The 17,688-nt window shown below is 62.5% G+C and carries 20 protein-coding genes and 1 tRNA gene; 12 read left to right on the forward strand and 9 right to left on the reverse strand.

What is annotated here, in order from left to right:
• Positions 1-19: 19 nt before the first annotated feature.
• Positions 20-104 (reverse strand) — tRNA-Leu (locus tag D3M59_RS01930).
• A gap of 423 nt (positions 105-527) precedes the next feature.
• On the opposite strand from D3M59_RS01930, the gene D3M59_RS01935 reads away from it, so the two are divergent.
• From D3M59_RS01935 to D3M59_RS01965, 7 genes are all read left to right on the forward strand, one after another.
• Positions 528-932: a hypothetical protein gene (locus D3M59_RS01935; RefSeq protein WP_233543099.1), complete on the forward strand. Its 405-nt coding sequence runs from the start codon at positions 528-530 to the stop codon at positions 930-932.
• Between the two features lie 84 nt (positions 933-1,016).
• On the forward strand, positions 1,017-1,151 hold the full coding sequence (gene rpmH / locus D3M59_RS01940) for a 50S ribosomal protein L34 (RefSeq protein ID WP_037504084.1): 135 nt from the start codon (positions 1,017-1,019) through the stop codon (positions 1,149-1,151).
• Between the two features lie 5 nt (positions 1,152-1,156).
• A complete protein-coding gene (rnpA, locus tag D3M59_RS01945; protein WP_199662395.1) occupies positions 1,157-1,477 on the forward strand; it encodes a ribonuclease P protein component in 321 nt (106 codons plus the stop codon).
• The gene (gene yidD, locus D3M59_RS01950) at positions 1,474-1,686 is read left to right on the forward strand and encodes a membrane protein insertion efficiency factor YidD (protein ID WP_119531089.1); all 213 of its coding nucleotides are present in this window, start codon (positions 1,474-1,476) and stop codon (positions 1,684-1,686) included. The genes rnpA and yidD overlap by 4 nt, the downstream gene beginning before the upstream one ends.
• Before the next feature lie 22 nt (positions 1,687-1,708).
• The gene (gene yidC, locus D3M59_RS01955; RefSeq protein ID WP_119531091.1) at positions 1,709-3,430 is read left to right on the forward strand and encodes a membrane protein insertase YidC; all 1,722 of its coding nucleotides are present in this window, start codon (positions 1,709-1,711) and stop codon (positions 3,428-3,430) included.
• Positions 3,427-4,068, forward strand: coding sequence for a ribosome biogenesis GTP-binding protein YihA/YsxC (gene yihA, locus D3M59_RS01960; protein ID WP_119531093.1), 642 nt, complete (start codon positions 3,427-3,429; stop codon positions 4,066-4,068). Before yidC ends, yihA begins: the two co-directional genes overlap by 4 nt.
• Complete coding sequence (locus D3M59_RS01965) at positions 4,065-4,727, forward strand: glutathione S-transferase family protein (protein WP_119531095.1); 663 nt, start codon at positions 4,065-4,067, stop codon at positions 4,725-4,727. Before yihA ends, D3M59_RS01965 begins: the two co-directional genes overlap by 4 nt.
• Here D3M59_RS01965 and D3M59_RS01970 read toward each other — a convergent pair.
• The gene (locus D3M59_RS01970) at positions 4,724-5,173 is read right to left on the reverse strand and encodes a cupin domain-containing protein (protein ID WP_119531097.1); all 450 of its coding nucleotides are present in this window, start codon (positions 5,171-5,173) and stop codon (positions 4,724-4,726) included. The two genes, D3M59_RS01965 and D3M59_RS01970, sit on opposite strands and share 4 nt — an antisense overlap.
• Positions 5,174-5,199: 26 nt before the next feature.
• On the opposite strand from D3M59_RS01970, the gene dapE reads away from it, so the two are divergent.
• On the forward strand, positions 5,200-6,330 hold the full coding sequence (gene dapE / locus D3M59_RS01975; RefSeq protein WP_119531099.1) for a succinyl-diaminopimelate desuccinylase: 1,131 nt from the start codon (positions 5,200-5,202) through the stop codon (positions 6,328-6,330).
• Here dapE and D3M59_RS01980 read toward each other — a convergent pair.
• The 4 genes from D3M59_RS01980 to D3M59_RS01995 form a co-directional block, all read right to left on the reverse strand.
• Positions 6,327-8,009: a putative bifunctional diguanylate cyclase/phosphodiesterase gene (locus D3M59_RS01980; RefSeq protein WP_119531101.1), complete on the reverse strand. Its 1,683-nt coding sequence runs from the start codon at positions 8,007-8,009 to the stop codon at positions 6,327-6,329. The two genes, dapE and D3M59_RS01980, sit on opposite strands and share 4 nt — an antisense overlap.
• 94 nt (positions 8,010-8,103) lie before the next feature.
• Positions 8,104-8,406, reverse strand: a complete 303-nt coding sequence (locus tag D3M59_RS12385; RefSeq protein ID WP_325048593.1) for a Smr/MutS family protein — start codon at positions 8,404-8,406, stop codon at positions 8,104-8,106.
• A 202-nt stretch (positions 8,407-8,608) separates the two neighbouring features.
• The gene (gene mltA / locus D3M59_RS01990; RefSeq protein ID WP_119531105.1) at positions 8,609-9,781 is read right to left on the reverse strand and encodes a murein transglycosylase A; all 1,173 of its coding nucleotides are present in this window, start codon (positions 9,779-9,781) and stop codon (positions 8,609-8,611) included.
• Positions 9,778-10,437 carry a Tim44/TimA family putative adaptor protein gene (locus D3M59_RS01995; RefSeq protein ID WP_119531107.1) on the reverse strand — a complete coding sequence of 220 codons (660 nt, stop codon included), beginning with the start codon at positions 10,435-10,437 and terminating at the stop codon, positions 9,778-9,780. The genes mltA and D3M59_RS01995 overlap by 4 nt, the downstream gene beginning before the upstream one ends.
• 194 nt (positions 10,438-10,631) lie before the next feature.
• Between D3M59_RS01995 and secB the strand changes: the two genes are divergently transcribed.
• The 4 genes from secB (at position 10,632) to D3M59_RS02015 (ending at position 14,512) form a co-directional block, all read left to right on the forward strand.
• Entirely contained in the window at positions 10,632-11,159 is a 528-nt protein-coding gene (gene secB / locus D3M59_RS02000) for a protein-export chaperone SecB (protein ID WP_119531109.1), read from the forward strand.
• 15 nt (positions 11,160-11,174) lie between these two features.
• On the forward strand, positions 11,175-12,728 hold the full coding sequence (murJ, locus tag D3M59_RS02005) for a murein biosynthesis integral membrane protein MurJ (protein ID WP_119531111.1): 1,554 nt from the start codon (positions 11,175-11,177) through the stop codon (positions 12,726-12,728).
• The gene (gene trpS / locus D3M59_RS02010; protein WP_407695421.1) at positions 12,725-13,735 is read left to right on the forward strand and encodes a tryptophan--tRNA ligase; all 1,011 of its coding nucleotides are present in this window, start codon (positions 12,725-12,727) and stop codon (positions 13,733-13,735) included. Before murJ ends, trpS begins: the two co-directional genes overlap by 4 nt.
• A 99-nt stretch (positions 13,736-13,834) precedes the next feature.
• Positions 13,835-14,512 carry a DUF4136 domain-containing protein gene (locus tag D3M59_RS02015; RefSeq protein ID WP_233543101.1) on the forward strand — a complete coding sequence of 226 codons (678 nt, stop codon included), beginning with the start codon at positions 13,835-13,837 and terminating at the stop codon, positions 14,510-14,512.
• Between the two features lie 180 nt (positions 14,513-14,692).
• Here the strand turns inward: D3M59_RS02015 and dnaA are convergent, their stop codons facing one another.
• The 3 genes from dnaA to mutM form a co-directional block, all read right to left on the reverse strand.
• Positions 14,693-16,072 (reverse strand): chromosomal replication initiator protein DnaA, encoded by a 1,380-nt coding sequence (gene dnaA, locus D3M59_RS02020; protein WP_407695431.1) that lies wholly within the window; start codon positions 16,070-16,072, stop codon positions 14,693-14,695.
• A 410-nt stretch (positions 16,073-16,482) separates the two neighbouring features.
• Positions 16,483-16,746, reverse strand: a complete 264-nt coding sequence (gene rpsT / locus D3M59_RS02025; protein ID WP_119531115.1) for a 30S ribosomal protein S20 — start codon at positions 16,744-16,746, stop codon at positions 16,483-16,485.
• A 114-nt stretch (positions 16,747-16,860) separates the two neighbouring features.
• Positions 16,861-17,679 carry a bifunctional DNA-formamidopyrimidine glycosylase/DNA-(apurinic or apyrimidinic site) lyase gene (gene mutM, locus D3M59_RS02030; protein WP_119531117.1) on the reverse strand — a complete coding sequence of 273 codons (819 nt, stop codon included), beginning with the start codon at positions 17,677-17,679 and terminating at the stop codon, positions 16,861-16,863.
• Positions 17,680-17,688: the final 9 nt, after the last annotated feature.

Below are 17,688 nucleotides of genomic sequence, written 5' to 3' on the forward strand. Positions count from 1 at the left end.
TCATATCGTCGAGCCTCGATGGTGCCCCCGGTCCGACTCGAACGGACACTCCTTGCGGAACTCGATTTTGAGTCGAGCGCGTCTACCAATTCCGCCACGGGGGCACGCGTGCGTCCCCTTAGCACGACGGGAACGCGGGGCAACCCGGCCCGTGAGGCTTTCACGGACGAGAAAGGCTCGGTATGGCAAAATCTCGCAAGTCCCTCCGAAGAAATGCTCCCGAGCCTCGAACAGGCATGCCGGTCGTCCAGCTCGACGAGCAGCAATTCGCCGACCCGCGCTTTCAGGATGTTTCGGGCGAACTGGGTCGCGTCGCGGCAATCGCGTTCCGCAACTGCATGAAGCCGTGTTGGCGCAAAAGGCGGGCCAGCTGCAAAGCCCGGGCGAAGATCTGAAAACGCCCCGCCAGAAATAGCGGGAGAGCCTGGGCACCGTCCCCCTAGCTTCGGCAGAGCGAGCCTAGCCGGTCGCCGGAACGATGCGCAGGCACCTTGTCGCGGCTAGCTCGCCTGCCCACATGCCCGCCCATGTTCACGCGTGAAAAATGGCAGGCCTTCATCGACCATCCGGTGGTCGAGTGGACGATATTCGTCGTCGGCGTTCTTCTGATGGTGCTGTCGCCACTGGCCGGCGTCATTCCAGGGCCGGGTGGCATTTTCGTGTTCGCTATCGGTCTGGCAATGGTCCTTAAGACGAGCATGTGGGCCAAGCGCCGCTACGTTCATTTCAAGCGGTGGCAGCCGAAGGCAGGGCGCTGGGCCGATTGGGGGCTTCGGCGGCAAAGCGCCAAGCGCCGTGAAGAGATTCGCAAGGAGCGCGAAGAACTTGGCTGTCCGCCGCCCGCCGACGAGCTGGCAGAAGGCCCGGTCGCGTCGAAAATTCCCGGTCCACCGGTGCGCGCTCCTGAGATGCCGGGCGATCCGGAGCGTTGACTTCATCGGCCCATCCGACTATCGGCGCCCTCAACAACGGCCGCTTCGGCGGCCTTTTCTCATTCGATTTTGAAGGCATGAGCGATGAAGCGCACTTTCCAGCCGAGCAATCTGGTCCGCAAGCGGCGGCACGGGTTCCGCAGCCGCATGGCGACGGTCGGCGGACGGAAGGTGCTGAACGCGCGCCGCGCCCGCGGCCGCAAGAAGCTCAGCGCCTAGTCATCCTGACCAAGCGCGCGGATTTCCTCGCCGCCAACCGCGGCAAGCGCGCCCCCATGCCCGGTTTCGTCCTGCTCGTCCGCCCGCGCGGTGATGGCGATTCGAAAATGCGCATCGGGTTCACGGTCACCAAGAAAATCGGCAACGCCGTCGTCCGCAACCGCATGAAGCGACGGTTTCGCTCCCTTGCTCGCGAGACGCTCGCCGATCACGGCATTGCCGGCGCAGACCATGTATTGATCGGCCGGTCTGGAGGCATCGAGCGCGATTATGCGAGCCTGCAGTTCGAGCTGAAGCGCGCATTGAAGAAACTTGCCGCGGCATGATCGCCCGGGCGCTCATCCTGCTGACGCGTGGGTGGCAACTGGGACCCAGCAGGATCCTGCCGCCTTCCTGCCGCTTCCAGCCCAGCTGTTCGGCCTATGCGATCACCGCACTTCGGCGCTATGGCGCCGCCAAGGGCGGTTGGCTCGCGCTCAAGCGAATCTTCCGTTGCCATCCCTGGGGGGGACAGGGTCCGGATCCGGTCCCCTGACATTCAAGGACAAGAGAGCAAAGTGAACGACAATAAGAACATGCTCCTCGCCATCGTGTTGAGCGCGATGGTGCTGATCGGTTGGAGCCTCTTGTCCGATACCTTTTTCCCGACCGCCGGCCCGCAGACGCAGCAGGTCGACAACGGCAAGGTTAAGCCCCTTCCCCAACCGCAGGCCGATCCCGGCGCCGATACGCCGCGTGCGATCCGCAACCGCGACGTGGTGTTGGCCGAATCACCCCGTGTCGGCATCGAAACACCGCGCCTCGAGGGATCGATTAATCTGAAGGGCGCCAGGATCGACGACCTCGTGCTGGTCGAACAGCGAGAATCGATTGCTAAGGACTCCCCGGCTGTACGTCTTCTCTCGCCGGCCGGGACACCGCAGGCGTATTTCGCCCAGTTTGGGTGGACCGGACAGGGCATCGCCACGCCCGGCCCGGACACGCTGTGGACCGCGAGCTCGCAGACCTTGGCGCCCGGAAAGCCAGTCACGTTAAGCTGGAGCAACCCGACCGGCCAGCGGTTCGAGCTAATTTTATCGATCGACGACGGCTATCTTTTCTCGGTCAAGCAGCGGGTCGTGAACCAGGGCACCGGCGCCGTTGGGCTCCGTTCCTACGGGCTGGCCAGCCGCTCCGAGAAGAGCGCCGACCCGTCGACCTGGACCCAGCATGTTGGTCCGATCAGCTTCCTCGGAGGCAAGGCAGACTATGGCGTTGACTGGGAAACACTTGACGAGAACAAGGCTGGCGTGACCCGCGACAGCCGCGGCGGCTGGCTGGGTTTCACCGACAAATATTGGCTGACCGCGCTGGTCCCGGCGGATGGCGCACCGATCGAAGCGAGTCTGCGCAAGAGCGCCAGCGGCGCCTACCAGGCTGACTATGCCGGAGCGCCCTTCATTGTCGCCCCAGGCCAGGCGGTCAGCGGCGACACCCGCCTGTTCGCTGGCGCAAAGGAGAAGCGCCTGCTCGACACTTATGAGGATGCCGGGGTCACCAAGCTGTCCAAGTCGATCGACTGGGGCTGGTTCGAATGGTTCATGCGGCCCATCTTCGACCTGCTCAACTGGCTGTTCAAGGTCACCGGCAACTTCGGCGTGGCGATCATCTGCCTGACCTTCATCGTTCGGCTGCTCATGTTCCCGATTGCCGACAAGGGATTCCGCTCCATGGCCGGCATGCGCCGCGTCCAGCCGAAGATGAAGGCGCTCCAGGAACGCTATAAGGACGACAAGCAGCGCCTGCAGCAGGAGATGCTGAAGCTGTACCAGACTGAGAAGATCAACCCGGCGTCGGGCTGCTTGCCGATCCTGCTGCAGATTCCGGTCTTCTACGCGCTCTACAAGGTGTTGATGGTAAGCGTCGAAATGCGCCACCAACCGTTCGCGCTGTGGATCAAGGATCTCAGCGCGCCAGACCCGCTGACCCCGGTCAATTTGTTCGGCCTGCTCGACTTCACGCCGCCGGGCTTCCTAGCCATTGGTGTGCTGCCGATTTTGCTTGGCGTCACCATGTGGCTTCAGTTCAAGTTGAACCCGCAGCAGATGGACCCCGTACAGCAACAGATTTTCGGCTTCATGCCCTGGATTCTGATGTTCGTGATGGCACCGTTCGCTGCGGGCCTGCAGCTCTACTGGGTGGTTTCCAACATCCTGACCATCGCGCAGCAGAAGTGGCTCTATTACCGCTACGACCATGAAATGAACCCGCCGACCGAACCGGTGGTCTCGAAAAAATGATCGAAACGGACGACCTTCCCGAGCGGGCACGCAAGCTGTTTTCGGGGCCGATCGACTTCCTGAAGTCGGCCCCGCAGCTGCAGCACCTGCCCGACCCGACTGTGCCAGAGATTGCGTTCGCTGGCAGGTCGAACGTCGGCAAGAGCTCGCTGATCAACGCGGTTACCAACCGCAACAAGCTGGCGCGCGCTTCGAACACCCCTGGGCGCACCCAGGAGCTGAATTATTTTGACGTCGGCAGGGATCCGCTGGTGTTCCGGCTGGTCGACATGCCAGGCTACGGCTTTGCCGAAGCGCCCAAGGACATGGTCAAGCGCTGGCGCTTCCTGATCAACGACTATCTTCGCGGGCGCCAAGTGCTGAAGCGCGCGCTGGTGCTGATCGATGCTCGCCACGGTCTGAAGGATGTCGACCGCGACGTCATGAAGATGCTCGACGATGCAGCGGTGAGCTATCACCTGGTCCTCACCAAGGCCGACAAGGTGAAGCCGACGGAGCTGGATAAGACCCTGGAGATCATCCGCGCCGAGGCGGCGAAGCATCCGGCGGCCCATCCGCTCATCCTGCCGACATCCAGTGAAACCGGCGCGGGGCTGCCGGAGTTGAGAACCGCAATCCTGGAGGCGGTCCTTCAATGAAGCTGATTATCGGCAATCGGGCCTATTCTAGTTGGTCGATGCGTGGCTGGCTGGCACTGAAACATGCCGAACTGGAATTTGAGGAACTGGTTGTTCCGCTGTTCGATGAAGCATGGGAGCAGCGCCGCGAAGGCGATGAATTCGCGCCGTCGCTGGGCAAGGTGCCGATCCTTTGGGACGGCGACTGCGTCGTCTGGGACAGCCTGGCGATCATCGAATTCTGCGCGGACCGCGTCGGGCGCGAGCGATTCTGGCCCGAAGACGAATCGGCGCGCGCGATGGCTAGGTCGATGGCAGCCGAAATGCATTCTGGCTTTTCGGCGCTTCGTAGAGAATTGCCGATGAACGTCCGCAAGAATTTCGGATCGGTCCCCTTGTCACCCGCAGTGGAGGCCGATGTCGTCCGAATCCTGAACCTGTGGGCGCAGGCGCGCGCAAGGCACGGCGGCGAAGGCGAATATCTTTTCTCTGACTGGAGCGCGGCGGACATCATGTTCGCGCCGGTGGTGACGCGGTTCGTAACCTACGGCGTGCCCATCCCTCCGTTTGCCGCGACATACATGGAAGCAGTGCTGCATCGCGCGGATGTCGTCGAGTGGATCGAGCTCGCCCAGGAAGAACCCTGGGTTATTGAGCAATACGAAACGCCCTCAAACTAGTAGGGACTGCCGTCCTTGTGAACGTAACGGCTGGTCGCCCCGTCCACATGCAGGTCGATGTCCGGATAGTGACAGTCGGCGGCCGGCGCTCGGCCAATCACGAAAAATGAGCAGTCGGACCCGCTTTCGTTGATCAAGTGATGGCCGTTGGCTACGCCTTTGCGCCAGGCGGCGACATCGCCGGGCTTCAGGGTCGTGCGCGAACCTTCCTCGACCAGCACGGCCTCCCCTTCCAGCATGATGAGGATTTCGTCTTCCGCCTCGTGCCAATGGCGCTGGCTCGACCATGCGCCAGGCTCCAGCCGGACGATATTTGCGCCGAAGTCCTCTAAGCCGAGAACCGGACCGAGGCGGCGGGCCCAGCGGCCCTTCACATCATCGGAATAGGGCGGCGGATAGCCGGTGCGGTTGCTTTCTTCGATTTGGGCAAGATCGACTTTCGGCATGGCGACAGCCTTGCTACGCCACCGTCATGACTTCGTCCATCGACCCCGTGGAATTCGCCCGGCGCCTCATCGCTTGCCCCAGCATCACGCCCGCGCGCGGCGAGGTATTCGACCTGCTCGAAGAGGCGCTGGTTCCGCTTGGCTTCGCCGTGCATCGCTTCGTCCTAGGTGAGGCGCCCGATGGACCAACCGAGAACATGGTAGCGATGCGTGGGTCCGGCGGGCCGCATTTCGGCTTTGCGGGCCATGTCGATGTCGTTCCCCCCGGCGAAGGGTGGAGCAGCGACCCGTTCGATCCGGTGATCGAGGATGGCATTCTGACCGGTCGCGGCGCCAACGACATGAAAAGCGCGATCGCGGCTTTTATCGCCGCGGTGGCGAGTGCCCCTCGGGAAAAGGGTACGTTATCGTTGCTCATCACGGGCGACGAGGAAGGCTATGCGACCTACGGAACGCCGCGCATCATTGATTGGCTGAACGAGCGGGACATTCGTCCCGACATGATTTTGATTGGCGAGCCGACATCGGTCGACCGGCTGGGAGACACAATCAAGATCGGCCGACGAGGATCGGTCAACATGTGGATCGACGTCTTGGGCACGCAAGGTCACGTTGCCTATCCACATCGCGCCGATAATCCGGTGCCAAGCCTTGCGCGCATTGTGAATGCCTTGACCGACCATCACCTGGACGACGGCACGGATGCCTTTCCGCCATCAAACCTGGAATTCACGGCAATCTCGACGCCCACGCAGGCCAGCAACGTCATTCCCGGCTCGGCCACCGCCCAGCTCAACATCCGGTTCAACAATTTGCAAAAGGGTGCAGACCTTGTCCGCATGGTCGAGGAAGTCGTTGAGCGGGAAGCGCCCGGATCGTCGGTCCGCGCCCGGATTTCGGGCGAGGCGTTCCTGACCCCGCCGGGCGAGCTTTACGACCTAATCGTGTCGGCGATCCGCGAGGAAACCGGGATCGAACCCGAATTATCGACCAGCGGCGGCACGTCCGATGGGCGGTTTCTGATCAGCCTCTGCCCGGTGGTAGACTTCGGCCTGCCCAATGCGACGATGCACAAGGTGGGCGAACATGCGGCGGTCGAGGATATCCGCACGCTGTCGCGGATTTACGGCCGGGTCCTGGACAAGCTGTTCAACTAGGCGACGCTGCGCGATCCGCGCTCGGCGTTTTGTGTCCAGTTCAGATATTCTTCCTCGAACATTGGGTGGGCGAATACAAAGCCCTGCACCGTCTCGCACCCCATGGCGCGAAGGATATCGGCCTGTGCTGCCGTTTCCACGGCTTCCGCCACGATCTCCGCGCCGACACCCTTGATTAACTGGACCACCGCCTGGACCACGACACGCGCTTGTTCGCTCGATTCGATATCCTTGATCAGGGACGGGTCCAACTTGACGCGATCAAGTGGCATGGTGCGCAGCCGGGCGAGGTTGGAGTAGCCGGTGCCGAAGTCATCGATGGCGATCGACGCGCCCTCGCGGCGCAGCGCGGCAATTTCGTCCAGCACATGCTGCGAACATTCCATCGCCGCGCTTTCGGTGAATTCAAGTTCGACCAGCGATAGCGGAACACCCGCGTCGGACAAGGTCGTACGAAGTCGCTGGAAGAAGTCGGCCCGGTCGAGCTGGCGTGGGCTGACGTTAAACGCCAGGCGGCGCTCGATACCCTGCGATTGCCATTCAGCCAGCATCGAGGCGACCTCAGCAATGACCCAGTCGCCCAGTTCTGCGATGATGCCGGTCTGTTCCGCCACCGGAATGAAGCTGTTAGGAAGCCGCATCCCTTCTCGCGGGTGATTCCAGCGCAAAAGAGCTTCGGCGCCGCTCACTTCGCCGGTTGCAAAGCTGAGCTGCGGCTGGAGCGCGAGGACGAATTCTCCGCGCTGTACCGCCTCGCTCAGCGCGGCTTCCGTGTCGATCTTCCGCTGATGCTCTTCGGCCAGTTCCTCGCTGAACAGGCAATAACGGCCGCCGCCGCTATTCTTGGCACGGTACATGGCAATGTCGGCGGCACGCATCAGCGATTCGATCGTGCTGCCATGCTCTGGCGCAAGGGCAACGCCGACCGACGCGCCGATATCGATGCTGTGACCGTGCAGTTCGAACGGTTCGGAAATGGCCAAGGCGATGCGGCGGGCCACGCGCTCGGCGTCCGCTGCAGCTTCCATGGTTGGGAAGAAGATGGTGAATTCGTCTCCCGCTAGGCGCGCAAGCAGCGGACGCGGACCTGCGCCTTCGCCGATTTCGGCAGTGACTACCACGCGCAGCCGGTTGGCGACCATGATGAGCAGCTGATCACCGCGAGCGTGGCCCAGGCTGTCATTGACGTTCTTAAACCGATCAAGGTCGACGAAAAGCATCGCAGCCAGCGCATCCTGCGCTCGCGATGCCAGCATCTTGTCCGCTTCAGCGCGGAAATGCAGCCGGTTTGGCAGGGACGTAACCGGATCGTACATGCCGAGTGCGTGGGCGTTCTCGATCGACGCACGCACCTCGGCGAAGAGACTGTCGACGGCGGTGGCGAGCTTCGGCATCGAGTCCCGGACGATCTTGGGTGTTGGGCTAGTTAGGTCGCCCTGCTCCACAGCGAGCAGCCGCTCACCCAACGCTGACAAGGCGCGGGCACTCTCGCTGTTCGGCCGTTCGGAGGCGATGTAACTCACCAGCAGGCAGAAGGCGCCTGCGACAATCGACGCGATCACCTGCTCGTTGAAGCTAGTGATGTAGAGGAAGGCGATCAGCGAAAATACGAACGAAGCAAAGCCTGCCGCGCCCGATAGAAGGGCGTTGCTGACTTTCTGCGCCGTACCTTCCTTCAACGTGGAAATCAGACCGCCCCTCGCCGCCCGGACCTTCCTGTCACGGGATATCGGCCCAGTCCTAAACAGGTGAGGTTAAAAAAGGGTGGAAGGGTCAGGTCCGGCGAAGGATGATATAGAGGCTTCCTCCCCCGCCATGGCGCCGGTGCGCTGCCCGTACTGCCGCAATCCGCGACGAATGCCGGGAAACCGCCAACCAATCATGAACCGCCGCCCGGATCCGTCCTCTCAGCAGCGGCGGGTCACCCTTCCGCTCGTGGCCGGTAATCAACAGGAGCACGCGCTCGCCGGCAGCAATCGAGCGTTCGAGTGCACGGTCGATGGCTTCCCACGCGCTGTCCAGTCCGTGCCCGTGCAGGTCGAGCGTCCGGTCTGGATCGATCCTGCCAGTCCGCAACTTGCGGTCCCAACTCCCGTCCAGCGTCGCCTGCTGGAGCGCTGCAGCAGGTTTTGATATCTTTGCAACCGGCCTCGGTGGAGGAACTCTTCCTCGCGGTGGAGCCAAAGTCACAGGAGACCTTTGCTCCGGCTCGGACTCTAAAGGCTCGCGCGATAACGGGCGAATGGTTGCGGTGACCTTCGCCCACAATTCGGCTTCTTCAGGGGAGAGGTTGCGCACGGGCCACCGTGCCCTTCGGCAACAGAATGATCGCACGGCCCTTCGACGACATCCCCCCGGCAGTCGCCTCGGCCCAAGCCCCCGCGCCCCAGAAGGTGTCGAAGCGATTGGCGCCCTTAATCGCCCCGCCAGTATCCTGCGCCACCCATAAGCCGGATGCCTCGGGCCGTTCCATCAATAGATAAGCCGGTGCGCCCAGCGGAACGAATTTCGGATCGGTCGCCACCGTCCCGCGCGGCGTAACGGGCACGTTCAGCGCACCCAAGGGACCGGGTCCAATCAGTTCCTTGAAGAAGATGTAGCTGAGGTTTTCCCGCATCAGTGCGCGGCCCTCTTCCGGATTAGCACGGATCCACGCGACGATCGCCTTCATGTCAGCGCCGCCCGCCGGCAGGATGTTCCGTTCCCGTAACAATCGTCCAATCGCGACATATTCACGGCCGTTTTGGTTAGCGTAACCGATCCTCATGACGCCGCCATCAGGCAGTAACAGACGCCCCGACCCCTGAATCTGCAGGAAGAAAAGATCGATCGGATCCGCGACCCATGCAATCTCCGGCACCTTGCCGACGAGCGCCCCGTCCTCGATCTCCGCTCTGGTGTAATAGAGAACGCACGTTCCCGTTTCGTCGATTCGCCCCCTGCCCTGCCCGCCATCGGGGCGGGTACAGCGGGTCAAGTCCTGGGGAACGCCATATACCGGCGTATTATAGCCCGGCTGCCGGGTACGCGACCCCCGGATTTCCGGCTCATAATATCCCGTGGCAAACGCCTCTCCGCTACCAACACGAACCCATTCAAACCGGTCGCGGAAGAATGCAGGCGCCCCGGCTTCGGTAACGGTTGCAGCTTCTGCGCACAGGGGCCGCCAGTCGGCAACGGTGGTCAGGCCGGACTGGTCCTGCCGTTTGACCAGCGCCGGGCAACTAATGCGAAACGCCCTTAACGCCCGGCTCGACTCTGCAGCATTGAGCAGCGCCGGCGTCGCAAGCGACGCACCCGCCGCCCGCGCATTTTCAGGCGGCGGAGGCGACGGAACAGGCGTCGGCGCAGGCGCCGGTGTCACAGGCTCGGCCGGCTGCGGGCCGCGAGTAGCGCACGCGGCAACGAGCAGGCTGGCGGACAGCGCCAGCGCGCGAAGAAGGACCCTCACTCTTCCTCGTCGGTTTCGACGAGGAGCCAGTTGGGATCGCGCGATGCGATATCGCGGCGGAACGTCCAGCGATCGCGCGTCTGCACCGCGTCCGACAGCGAGCCAGCGACGACATCACCGTCCTTGTTGCGAGTGACGGCGGCAATATCGGCTTCGAACCGCACAGTAACGAGCGCCACGCTGCGATCCAGTTCTGCACCAGCGATGACCGCCTGATCGATCGCGACCAGCCGGTTGTCGAGCACGAGGCCGTCCTTGGCCCGCTCCTCGACCGCTCCGGCGAACGTGTCGAACACATGGCCGTCGACATAGGGACGCATCGATTCGACCTCGCCCTTCCAGAATGCCTCGAGGATCAGGCGGTAGGCAGCCTTTGATCCTTCGAGAAAGCGGGCGACATCGAACGAGGGATCGGCAGCCAGCAGCGCGCGAACGCCTGGCCCTGCAGTCGGCAAAAACGCCATGTCATCGACGTCGCTGGCGGGAGTCGCCGTCGCCGGGCCGGGATGTGACCGTGCGTCGACGCCGGCCGCAGCCTGCTCTGGGTCGGCAGGTTTCAGGATGGGCTGCTCATGCCCGGTGCGCTCACCCAGCACGCTGTAGAGGCGCAGGCCGATGAACAAAGCGACAAGCGCAAGGATGACAATCGCGGTCAAAGAAGAATCCGTTCCAAGTGAGAAGCTTTACGGCCCAACATAGTGCAGACAACGCGCGGATTCAAAGGGCGCTCCGTCCCGCCCCAGCGGCATTGCGCCGTAGTTGCGTGGCTGCTAGTCGCTCGCCCCGAAAGCTTGGCGCAGTTTCGGCGCCACGCCTCCGTCATTCAAACGCCGATTCTCAAGGACAATCCATGGCTGACCAGGACACCACCACCGCCGCCCCCGAAGCAATGGGCGAAGGTGCCGCAGAAGCGCCGCAGGCCGGCACGATCGCGCAATACATCAAGGATCTGTCGGTTGAGAGCCCGTCGGCTCCGCAGGTATTCCAATGGTCAGACCAGCCAGCGCTTGATGTCCAGTTTGGCATCAACGGGGGCAAGATCGGCGACGATGTCCACGAAGTCATCCTGAAGGTCGAGGTCAGCGCCAAGTCCGCCAACGGCACGCACTTTATCATCGACCTCAGCTATGCCGGCCTGTTTGGCTTCCGCAACATTCCAGAGGACGCACTTCCGCCGTTCCTTCTCGTCGAGGCGCCCCGCCTGCTCTTTCCGTTCGCGCGGCAGATTATTGCCGAAGCGGTCCAGAACCTCGGCTTCCCACCCGTTCTGCTCGACCCGATCGATTTCGGCGCCGCCTACATGGCCCAGCTCGAAGCTCAGCAGCAGGCGCAGGGCCAGCCGGGCGGCGATGGCGAGCCCCCGGTCGGCCACGCCTAACTAGAAGGCGGGTCCTTGAACCTTTATCGGGCGATCGGGTCGATCGGCGGCCTGACCATGGTCAGCCGGGTCCTGGGCTTCGCCCGGGACATGATCGGCTCGCGGATCCTCGGCGCCAGCCACGCCAACGACGCCTTCAACCTCGCCTTCCTGCTCCCGAACATCTTCCGCCGACTCTTCGCGGAGGGTGCCTTTTCGTCCGGCTTCGTCCCATTGTTCAGCCGACGGCTGGCATCCGGCGGGGATAAGGAAGCTGAGGCGTTCTCCAATGAAATCCTTTCGGTGTTCATGCCGGCCCTCTTGGCCGTCACGTTGCTGTTCGTGGTTTTCATGCCGGGCGTGCTGTTGTTGGTTGTGCCAGATTATGCCGACACGCCGGGGAAAATGGAGTTGGCGGTTGAGTTAACCCGCTGGACCTTCCCCTACCTGCTGTTCATCAGCTTAGTCGCCCTTCTGTCAGGAATCTTGAATTCCCTGACGCGTTTCGCCGTAGCCGCGTTTGCGCCCGCGTTGCTCAACCTTACGCTAATCGTAGCGCTGTTGATCGCCCCGTCAGACAAGATCGAGGTGGTGCGCTACATGGCCTGGGCTGTGTTGGTGGGCGGAATATTGCAGTTCGCGCTCTGCTGGGTCGCGGTGCAGAAGGCAGGCGTGAAGCTTCGTTTTGGTAAGCCTCGCCTGACGCCAGCAGTGCGCGAACTGGTAATCCTAGTGCTGCCCGCGACGCTTGCAGCCGGCGTTTATCAGATAAGCCAGCTGTTTTACGCTTACTTCTCATCGCAACTTGGGGAAGGCGCGCTCACAAAGCTCTCCTACGCTGACCGGCTGAACCAACTTCCCTTGTCGATTATCGGAACGGCGCTTGGCGTCGCCATCCTCCCGGCAATCAGCCAAGCGATTGCACGAGGCAATGAGGACGACGCGTCAGACGTGCAGGCTCGCGCATTCGACCTGTCGATGCTGTTAACCTTACCTGCCACGTTGGCGCTTGTAGTCGCAGCGGGTCCCATCATCGGCGCCCTCTACCAGGGCGGCGAATATAGCGTGGAAGACGCGCGCGTAACGGGCAACATCCTGGCAATCCTGGTCACTGGACTTCCTGCCTACGTTTTGGTCAAGGTGCTGACGCCCGCCTTCTACGCCCGCAAGAACGTCAAGACTCCCGTACGGATCGCGATGGCCGTGCTCGGCCTGGGGATCGTCGCCAACTTCGTCCTCATTCCCATAATTGGCATTTACAGTCTTGCGACGGTGACTTCCGTCAGCGCGTGGATCAACTTCGCGCTCCTGTTCGGCATTCTCTATGCAAAGGGACATTTTCGTATGCCGGCGTGGCTGGTCCTTCGCATTTCAAAGCAGATGATCGCCGCTCTGGCCATGGCTGCGGCGCTTTACGGAATCCGCATTTTGGCCGGCGACATGTTCCTCGGCGGCGTCGTCGAGCGCGTTCTCGCCTTGGGAGCGCTCGTCGGGATCGGTGGCGCGATCTATTTTGCTGTCGCGTGGATGATTGGCGGAATGGATCGGGAAGCAATCGCCGCTCTGAGAAGGAAAAAGCCCGTCCAATGACCGATCAGCCGATGCGCGTGGTTTCCGGGATCCAGCCGACAGGCGACCTCCACCTTGGCAATTTGCTGGGCGCGATCCTTCGCTGGGTCCGCATGCAGGATGAGGCGGAATGCCTGTTCTTCCTCGCCGACCTTCATGCGCTGACCGTCGATGTCGATCCCGCCATCCTGCGGGGCAACGTCCGCGAAATGGCGGCGGCGCTGATAGCCAGCGGCATTGATCCCGCCAAGTCCACTCTGTTTGCGCAAAGCGCGGTTCCAGCCCATCCGGAACTTGCCTGGATTCTCCAGGGAACGGCCCGAATGGGGTGGCTTAATCGCATGACGCAATGGAAGGACAAGGCTGGCAAAAACCGCGAAGGCGCAAGCGTCGGACTGTTCACCTATCCGGTGCTCCAGGCCGCCGACGTCCTCGTCTACAAGGCGACCCACGTCCCGGTCGGCGAGGACCAGAAGCAGCATATCGAGTTGGCTCGCGACATCGCGGTGAAGTTCAACAATGATTTCGACGTCGAGCTGTTCGTTGCGCCGGAGCCCTACATCGGCGGCGGCACCGCAGCTCGCGTGATGAGCCTTCGCGACGGAGCGTCGAAAATGTCCAAGTCGGACCCGTCGGAGGCGAGCCGCATCCATCTCACTGATAGTGATGACGTCATCGCGCAAAAGCTTCGCAAGGCGAAGACCGATCCGGAGCCCCTGCCCGACGATCCGGAGTTGTTGGCCGGTAGGCCGGAAGCGCGGAATCTCGTGGGAATCATGGCTGCGGTAACCGGGGAATCTCCGGCAGCGGTTCTGCAGCGGTTTTCCGGCCAAGGCTTCGGTGCCTTCAAGCCCGCGCTGGCGGATGCGACGATCGCCCTGCTTGCGCCGCTCCGCGAGCGTTTGATCGAATTGCGGAATGATCCGGCGATGCTCGATGGCATCCTTGCGGCGGGTGCGGAGAAAGCCGTTGAGCTGGCAGCGCCGACGCTTCACGAAGCCTATCGCGCCGTCGGCCTGCGATCCTGATTCGAGTCGCCCAGGCGACTCCCACGCTTCATCGCCTATTCAGCACGGTTCGTGCTATCCTCCCGCGAGACAAGAGTTTTTCGACTCGGGGATGTAATTATGCGTATCAAACTACTCGGCGCCGCGATCATGCTCGGCGCGTCTGCGCTAAGCCTGTCGGCCTGTGCGACGGGCTTCCCGACCAAGGTTTCCCGCTACCAGGCGATGCCGGCTCCACAGGGCCAGAGCTTCGTGGTGGTCCCGATGGATGCCCGCAATATGGGCGGCCTGGAATTCTCTCGTTATGCGGAGCAAGTTTCGCAGGCAATGCAGGCGCAAGGTTATGCGCGAGCTTCCTCGGTCAACGATGCAACGATGGTCGTTCAGGTCGGGTATAAGGTCGACGACGGTAACCTCGCCGTGGTCGAGGATCCGTTCCGATACAACCGCTACGATCCATTCTATCGCGGCTTCTACGGGCGGCCTTTCTATTCGCGCTACCGTTACTACGGGCCACGCTCGGCCTTCTATTGGGGCTGGGATGATCCCTACTGGTATTCGCCGTTCGGCGACCCGGTCCGGACCTACACTTATTACAAGAGCGAACTCGACGTGAACATTCGCCGCAAGGCGGACAATGCTTCGCTGTTTGAGGGTCGTGCTCAGGCGAAGTCGGCAACCGATAACCTCGGCACGATTGTCCCCAACTTAATTGAGGCCATGTTTACGGGCTTCCCCGGCCGGTCGGGCGAAACGGTGCGGATTACCGTCCCGCCGGAACGGAAGGTCAAGGGGTAAGCGCCAGCTAGCGCCCATAGACGAAGGCCTGCCCGGGAAACCTGGCAGGCCTTTCGCTTTGCCGCAACGGAAAGAACGGGACCCGTCCAGACTTTTGGTCTGGACGGGTCCCCGACCAGTTGGGGACTGGACCTCAATCGGGCGCTGGCCGGCGAACCGACCCTAAGCCCTTAACCCCCCTCAGCCCTCCAGCTGGCGTGTCAGCAGGCGGATGTCGGCATCAAGTTCCGAGTCCGCGGCACGCAAGCGTTCGATCTGCTTGACCGCATGAATGACGGTCGTGTGGTCGCGGCCACCGAAGCGGCGGCCAATGTCCGGAAGCGACTTGGGCGTCAGCTGTTTGGACAGGTACATGGCGACCTGGCGCGGCCGAGCGACTTCTCGCGCGCGGCGTGCCGAAGTCATCTCCGCCTTGCGGATGCGGTAATGCTCAGCGACCTGGGTCTGGATCTCGTCAATCGAAATGCGGCGCTGATTTGCACGAAGCACATTAGCCAGCACTTCCTCGACAAACGGGACGTCGATCGTGCGGCCCGTCATCATCGCATAAGCCGCAATACGGTTGAGCGCGCCTTCAAGCTCGCGGATCGAGCTGGAGATCCGGCGGGCAAGGAACTCCACTACGCCGCGGGGCATATCGATGCCCGGAAGAGCGCCAAGCTTGACGTCGATAATGTTGAGGCGGAGCTCATAGTCCGCTGGGTTGATGTCCGCGACCAAGCCCCAGCTGAGGCGCGACAGGATGCGCGGCGCGATCCCATCCAGGTCCTGAGGCGCGCGATCAGAAGTGATCACCAGGCGGCGGCCCGCGGTGATGATCTCGTTCATCGTGTGAAAGAACTCTTCCTGCGTCGAATCTTTGCCGGCGATGAACTGGACGTCATCGATCAGCAGCAAGTCTGCCGACCGCAACCGGCCCTTAAATCCAATCGTGTCGTTTTCTTTCAGGGCGCGAATGAACTCGACCATGAACTTCTCGGCCGACATCGACACGACGCGTGCGCCCGGACGCCGTTCGAGGAAGGTCTGGCCGATTGCATGCAGCAGGTGGGTCTTGCCCCGGCCCGTGCCGCCATGAATGAACAGCGGATTGAACGCCACGCTGTCCGCGGTCGCAAGCGTGCGTGCCGCGGTGGCAGCTACTTCGTTCGCCTTGCCGATGACGAAGGTTTCAAATCGGTAGCGCGGATCGAAGTTGGGAGCTGCCGGATCGCGCTCGGCCGGCGCCACGGGCGCGGCCGGAATTTCCTCGAGGATCAGCAGCGGCGACGGGCGCGGCCCGTCTGCTGCGGCCGTGACCATCACGTCGCGAACGATCGGCAGTACGGAGCGCCATGCAAGGGCCAGCCGCTCGCCGAAGTGGTTTCGCACCCAGTCCGCCATGAACTGGCTCGGCATGACGATTTCCAACTCGCCTGACTCGCCGTCGAAGGCGCCGAGTTCGGCTGGCTTCAGCCAGCCGTCGAAAGTTCGCGCGCCGCAGTCACGCCGGAGGCCGGCCCGAATGGATTCCCAGGCCGCTTCGAGCGGGGCGGGAACGCCATGGTCGCTGACTGGAATGCCGGCGTCGGACAAAGACAAATTTTCCCGACTGCCGTGCACTGGCGCGCGCCTCCCCAAACCTAACTTTGCCGGACATGGGACACCGTCGCGGCCGACACGAGTCGGCACGTCCAGGTCGCTCCCAGTCGCTAGCCCCCCGGTGCGGGATTCGCCGCCGGAAAGGCCGTTTTGAAAGTGTGGGGCGCGGGATTCAAGACCCGAATTTTCATCAACATGAAATAAACGGACTTGACAGAGGGAAGCGGCCAAAAACCATCGAAATTGGCAGTTTTCTGGCATTTATCCCGGGAACGCCAAAATGACGATTTCGCGAATCGCGGGAATCCCTAGACTTTTTTGAGTCATCAAAAAGAAACGGGCCGCCGGTAAACCGACAGCCCGTCTCGAAACAGAACGTAAACGCGCAATTAACCGAGCGAGGCGACCCGCTTGGTCAGGCGCGAGAATTTCCGCGACGCGGTGTTCTTGTGCAGCACGCCGCGCGCAACGCCGCGAGCCATTTCCGGCTGGGCCTTCTTTAGCGCTTCGGCGGCATCGTCCTTCTTACCGGCAGCAATCGCCGACTCGACGGCCTTGATGAAGGTGCGGATACGGCTGACGCGGGCGCCGTTGATCGCCGCACGGTTAGCGTTGCGGCGGATGCGCTTCTTGGCTTGCGGCGTGTTCGCCATCGATCGTCCTCACAAACTCATGTGTATCAAAGAAAAAGCGGCGCGTTACCCGTGTGGGTCGCACCGGCGTGGCGCTCCCCTAGCCGGAAGGGCGATTCGCGTCAACCGGAGGCATCACCTCTGGCAGGACGGGCAGAAGAAGGTCGAACGCCCACCCTGGACGATCCGCTTGACCTTCCCGGCACAGCCATCGCGGCACGGCTCCCCTTCCCGTCCATAGACGTCGAATTGCTTCGAGAAATAGCCCAGTTCGCCATCGGGAGCGATAAAGTCGCGTAGCGTCGAACCTCCAGCTTCAATGGCATCCTTGAGAACCGCTGGGATCGCATCGGCCAGCGCCGCGAGCTTAGCCTTCCCGATCCGCCCGGCCTGCTTTCGCGGATCGATGCGCGCGCGGAACAGCGCTTCGCAGGCATAGATATTACCAAGGCCCGCTACAATGCGCTGATCGAGCAGTAGCAGCTTCACCGCGGCGATCCGGCCGTCGAATTTGCGCCTCAGCCAGTCGCCATCGACTTCTTCCCCGAGCGGCTCGGGTCCGAGCGCCGTGAATGCCGGCCAATCGGCGAGGTCTTTGGTCGCGACCAGATCGATCGATCCGAACCGGCGCGGATCGCGAAGGCTGACGCGGCGCCCGTCGTCCAGGTCGATGACAAGGTGATCATGCTTGTCCAGTGACGCTGGATCGACTCGCCAGTGACCAGACATCCCAAGGTGGAAGACCATGGTGTCGCCGCGGTCGGTGTCGACGAGCCCATATTTGGCGCGGCGCCCCAGTCGCGTGACCGTCGAACCTGTTAGCCGCTGGCCCAGATCCTTCGGGAACGGGCGGCGCAGGTCGCCCCGCCGGGCTTCCACGCGGGTTAGACGCCGCCCTTTCAACACACGTTCCAGCCCACGCACAGTGGTTTCGACTTCGGGAAGTTCGGGCATGACATCCTT

Source organism: Sphingomonas edaphi, assembly GCF_003583725.1.
Taxonomy (GTDB): Bacteria; Pseudomonadota; Alphaproteobacteria; order Sphingomonadales; family Sphingomonadaceae; genus Sphingomicrobium; species Sphingomicrobium edaphi.

Coding starts and splice junctions, on each gene's coding strand:
- D3M59_RS01935 (WP_233543099.1), top strand. CDS start 528: ATGTTCACGCGTGAAAAATGGCAGGCCTTCATCGACCATCCGGTGGTC.
- rpmH (WP_037504084.1), top strand. CDS start 1,017: ATGAAGCGCACTTTCCAGCCGAGCAATCTGGTCCGCAAGCGGCGGCAC.
- yidD (WP_119531089.1), top strand. CDS start 1,474: ATGATCGCCCGGGCGCTCATCCTGCTGACGCGTGGGTGGCAACTGGGA.
- yihA (WP_119531093.1), top strand. CDS start 3,427: ATGATCGAAACGGACGACCTTCCCGAGCGGGCACGCAAGCTGTTTTCG.
- D3M59_RS01965 (WP_119531095.1), top strand. CDS start 4,065: ATGAAGCTGATTATCGGCAATCGGGCCTATTCTAGTTGGTCGATGCGT.
- D3M59_RS01970 (WP_119531097.1), bottom strand. CDS start 5,173: ATGCCGAAAGTCGATCTTGCCCAAATCGAAGAAAGCAACCGCACCGGC.
- dapE (WP_119531099.1), top strand. CDS start 5,200: ATGACTTCGTCCATCGACCCCGTGGAATTCGCCCGGCGCCTCATCGCT.
- secB (WP_119531109.1), top strand. CDS start 10,632: ATGGCTGACCAGGACACCACCACCGCCGCCCCCGAAGCAATGGGCGAA.
- trpS (WP_407695421.1), top strand. CDS start 12,725: ATGACCGATCAGCCGATGCGCGTGGTTTCCGGGATCCAGCCGACAGGC.
- D3M59_RS02015 (WP_233543101.1), top strand. CDS start 13,835: ATGCGTATCAAACTACTCGGCGCCGCGATCATGCTCGGCGCGTCTGCG.
- rpsT (WP_119531115.1), bottom strand. CDS start 16,746: ATGGCGAACACGCCGCAAGCCAAGAAGCGCATCCGCCGCAACGCTAAC.
- mutM (WP_119531117.1), bottom strand. CDS start 17,679: ATGCCCGAACTTCCCGAAGTCGAAACCACTGTGCGTGGGCTGGAACGT.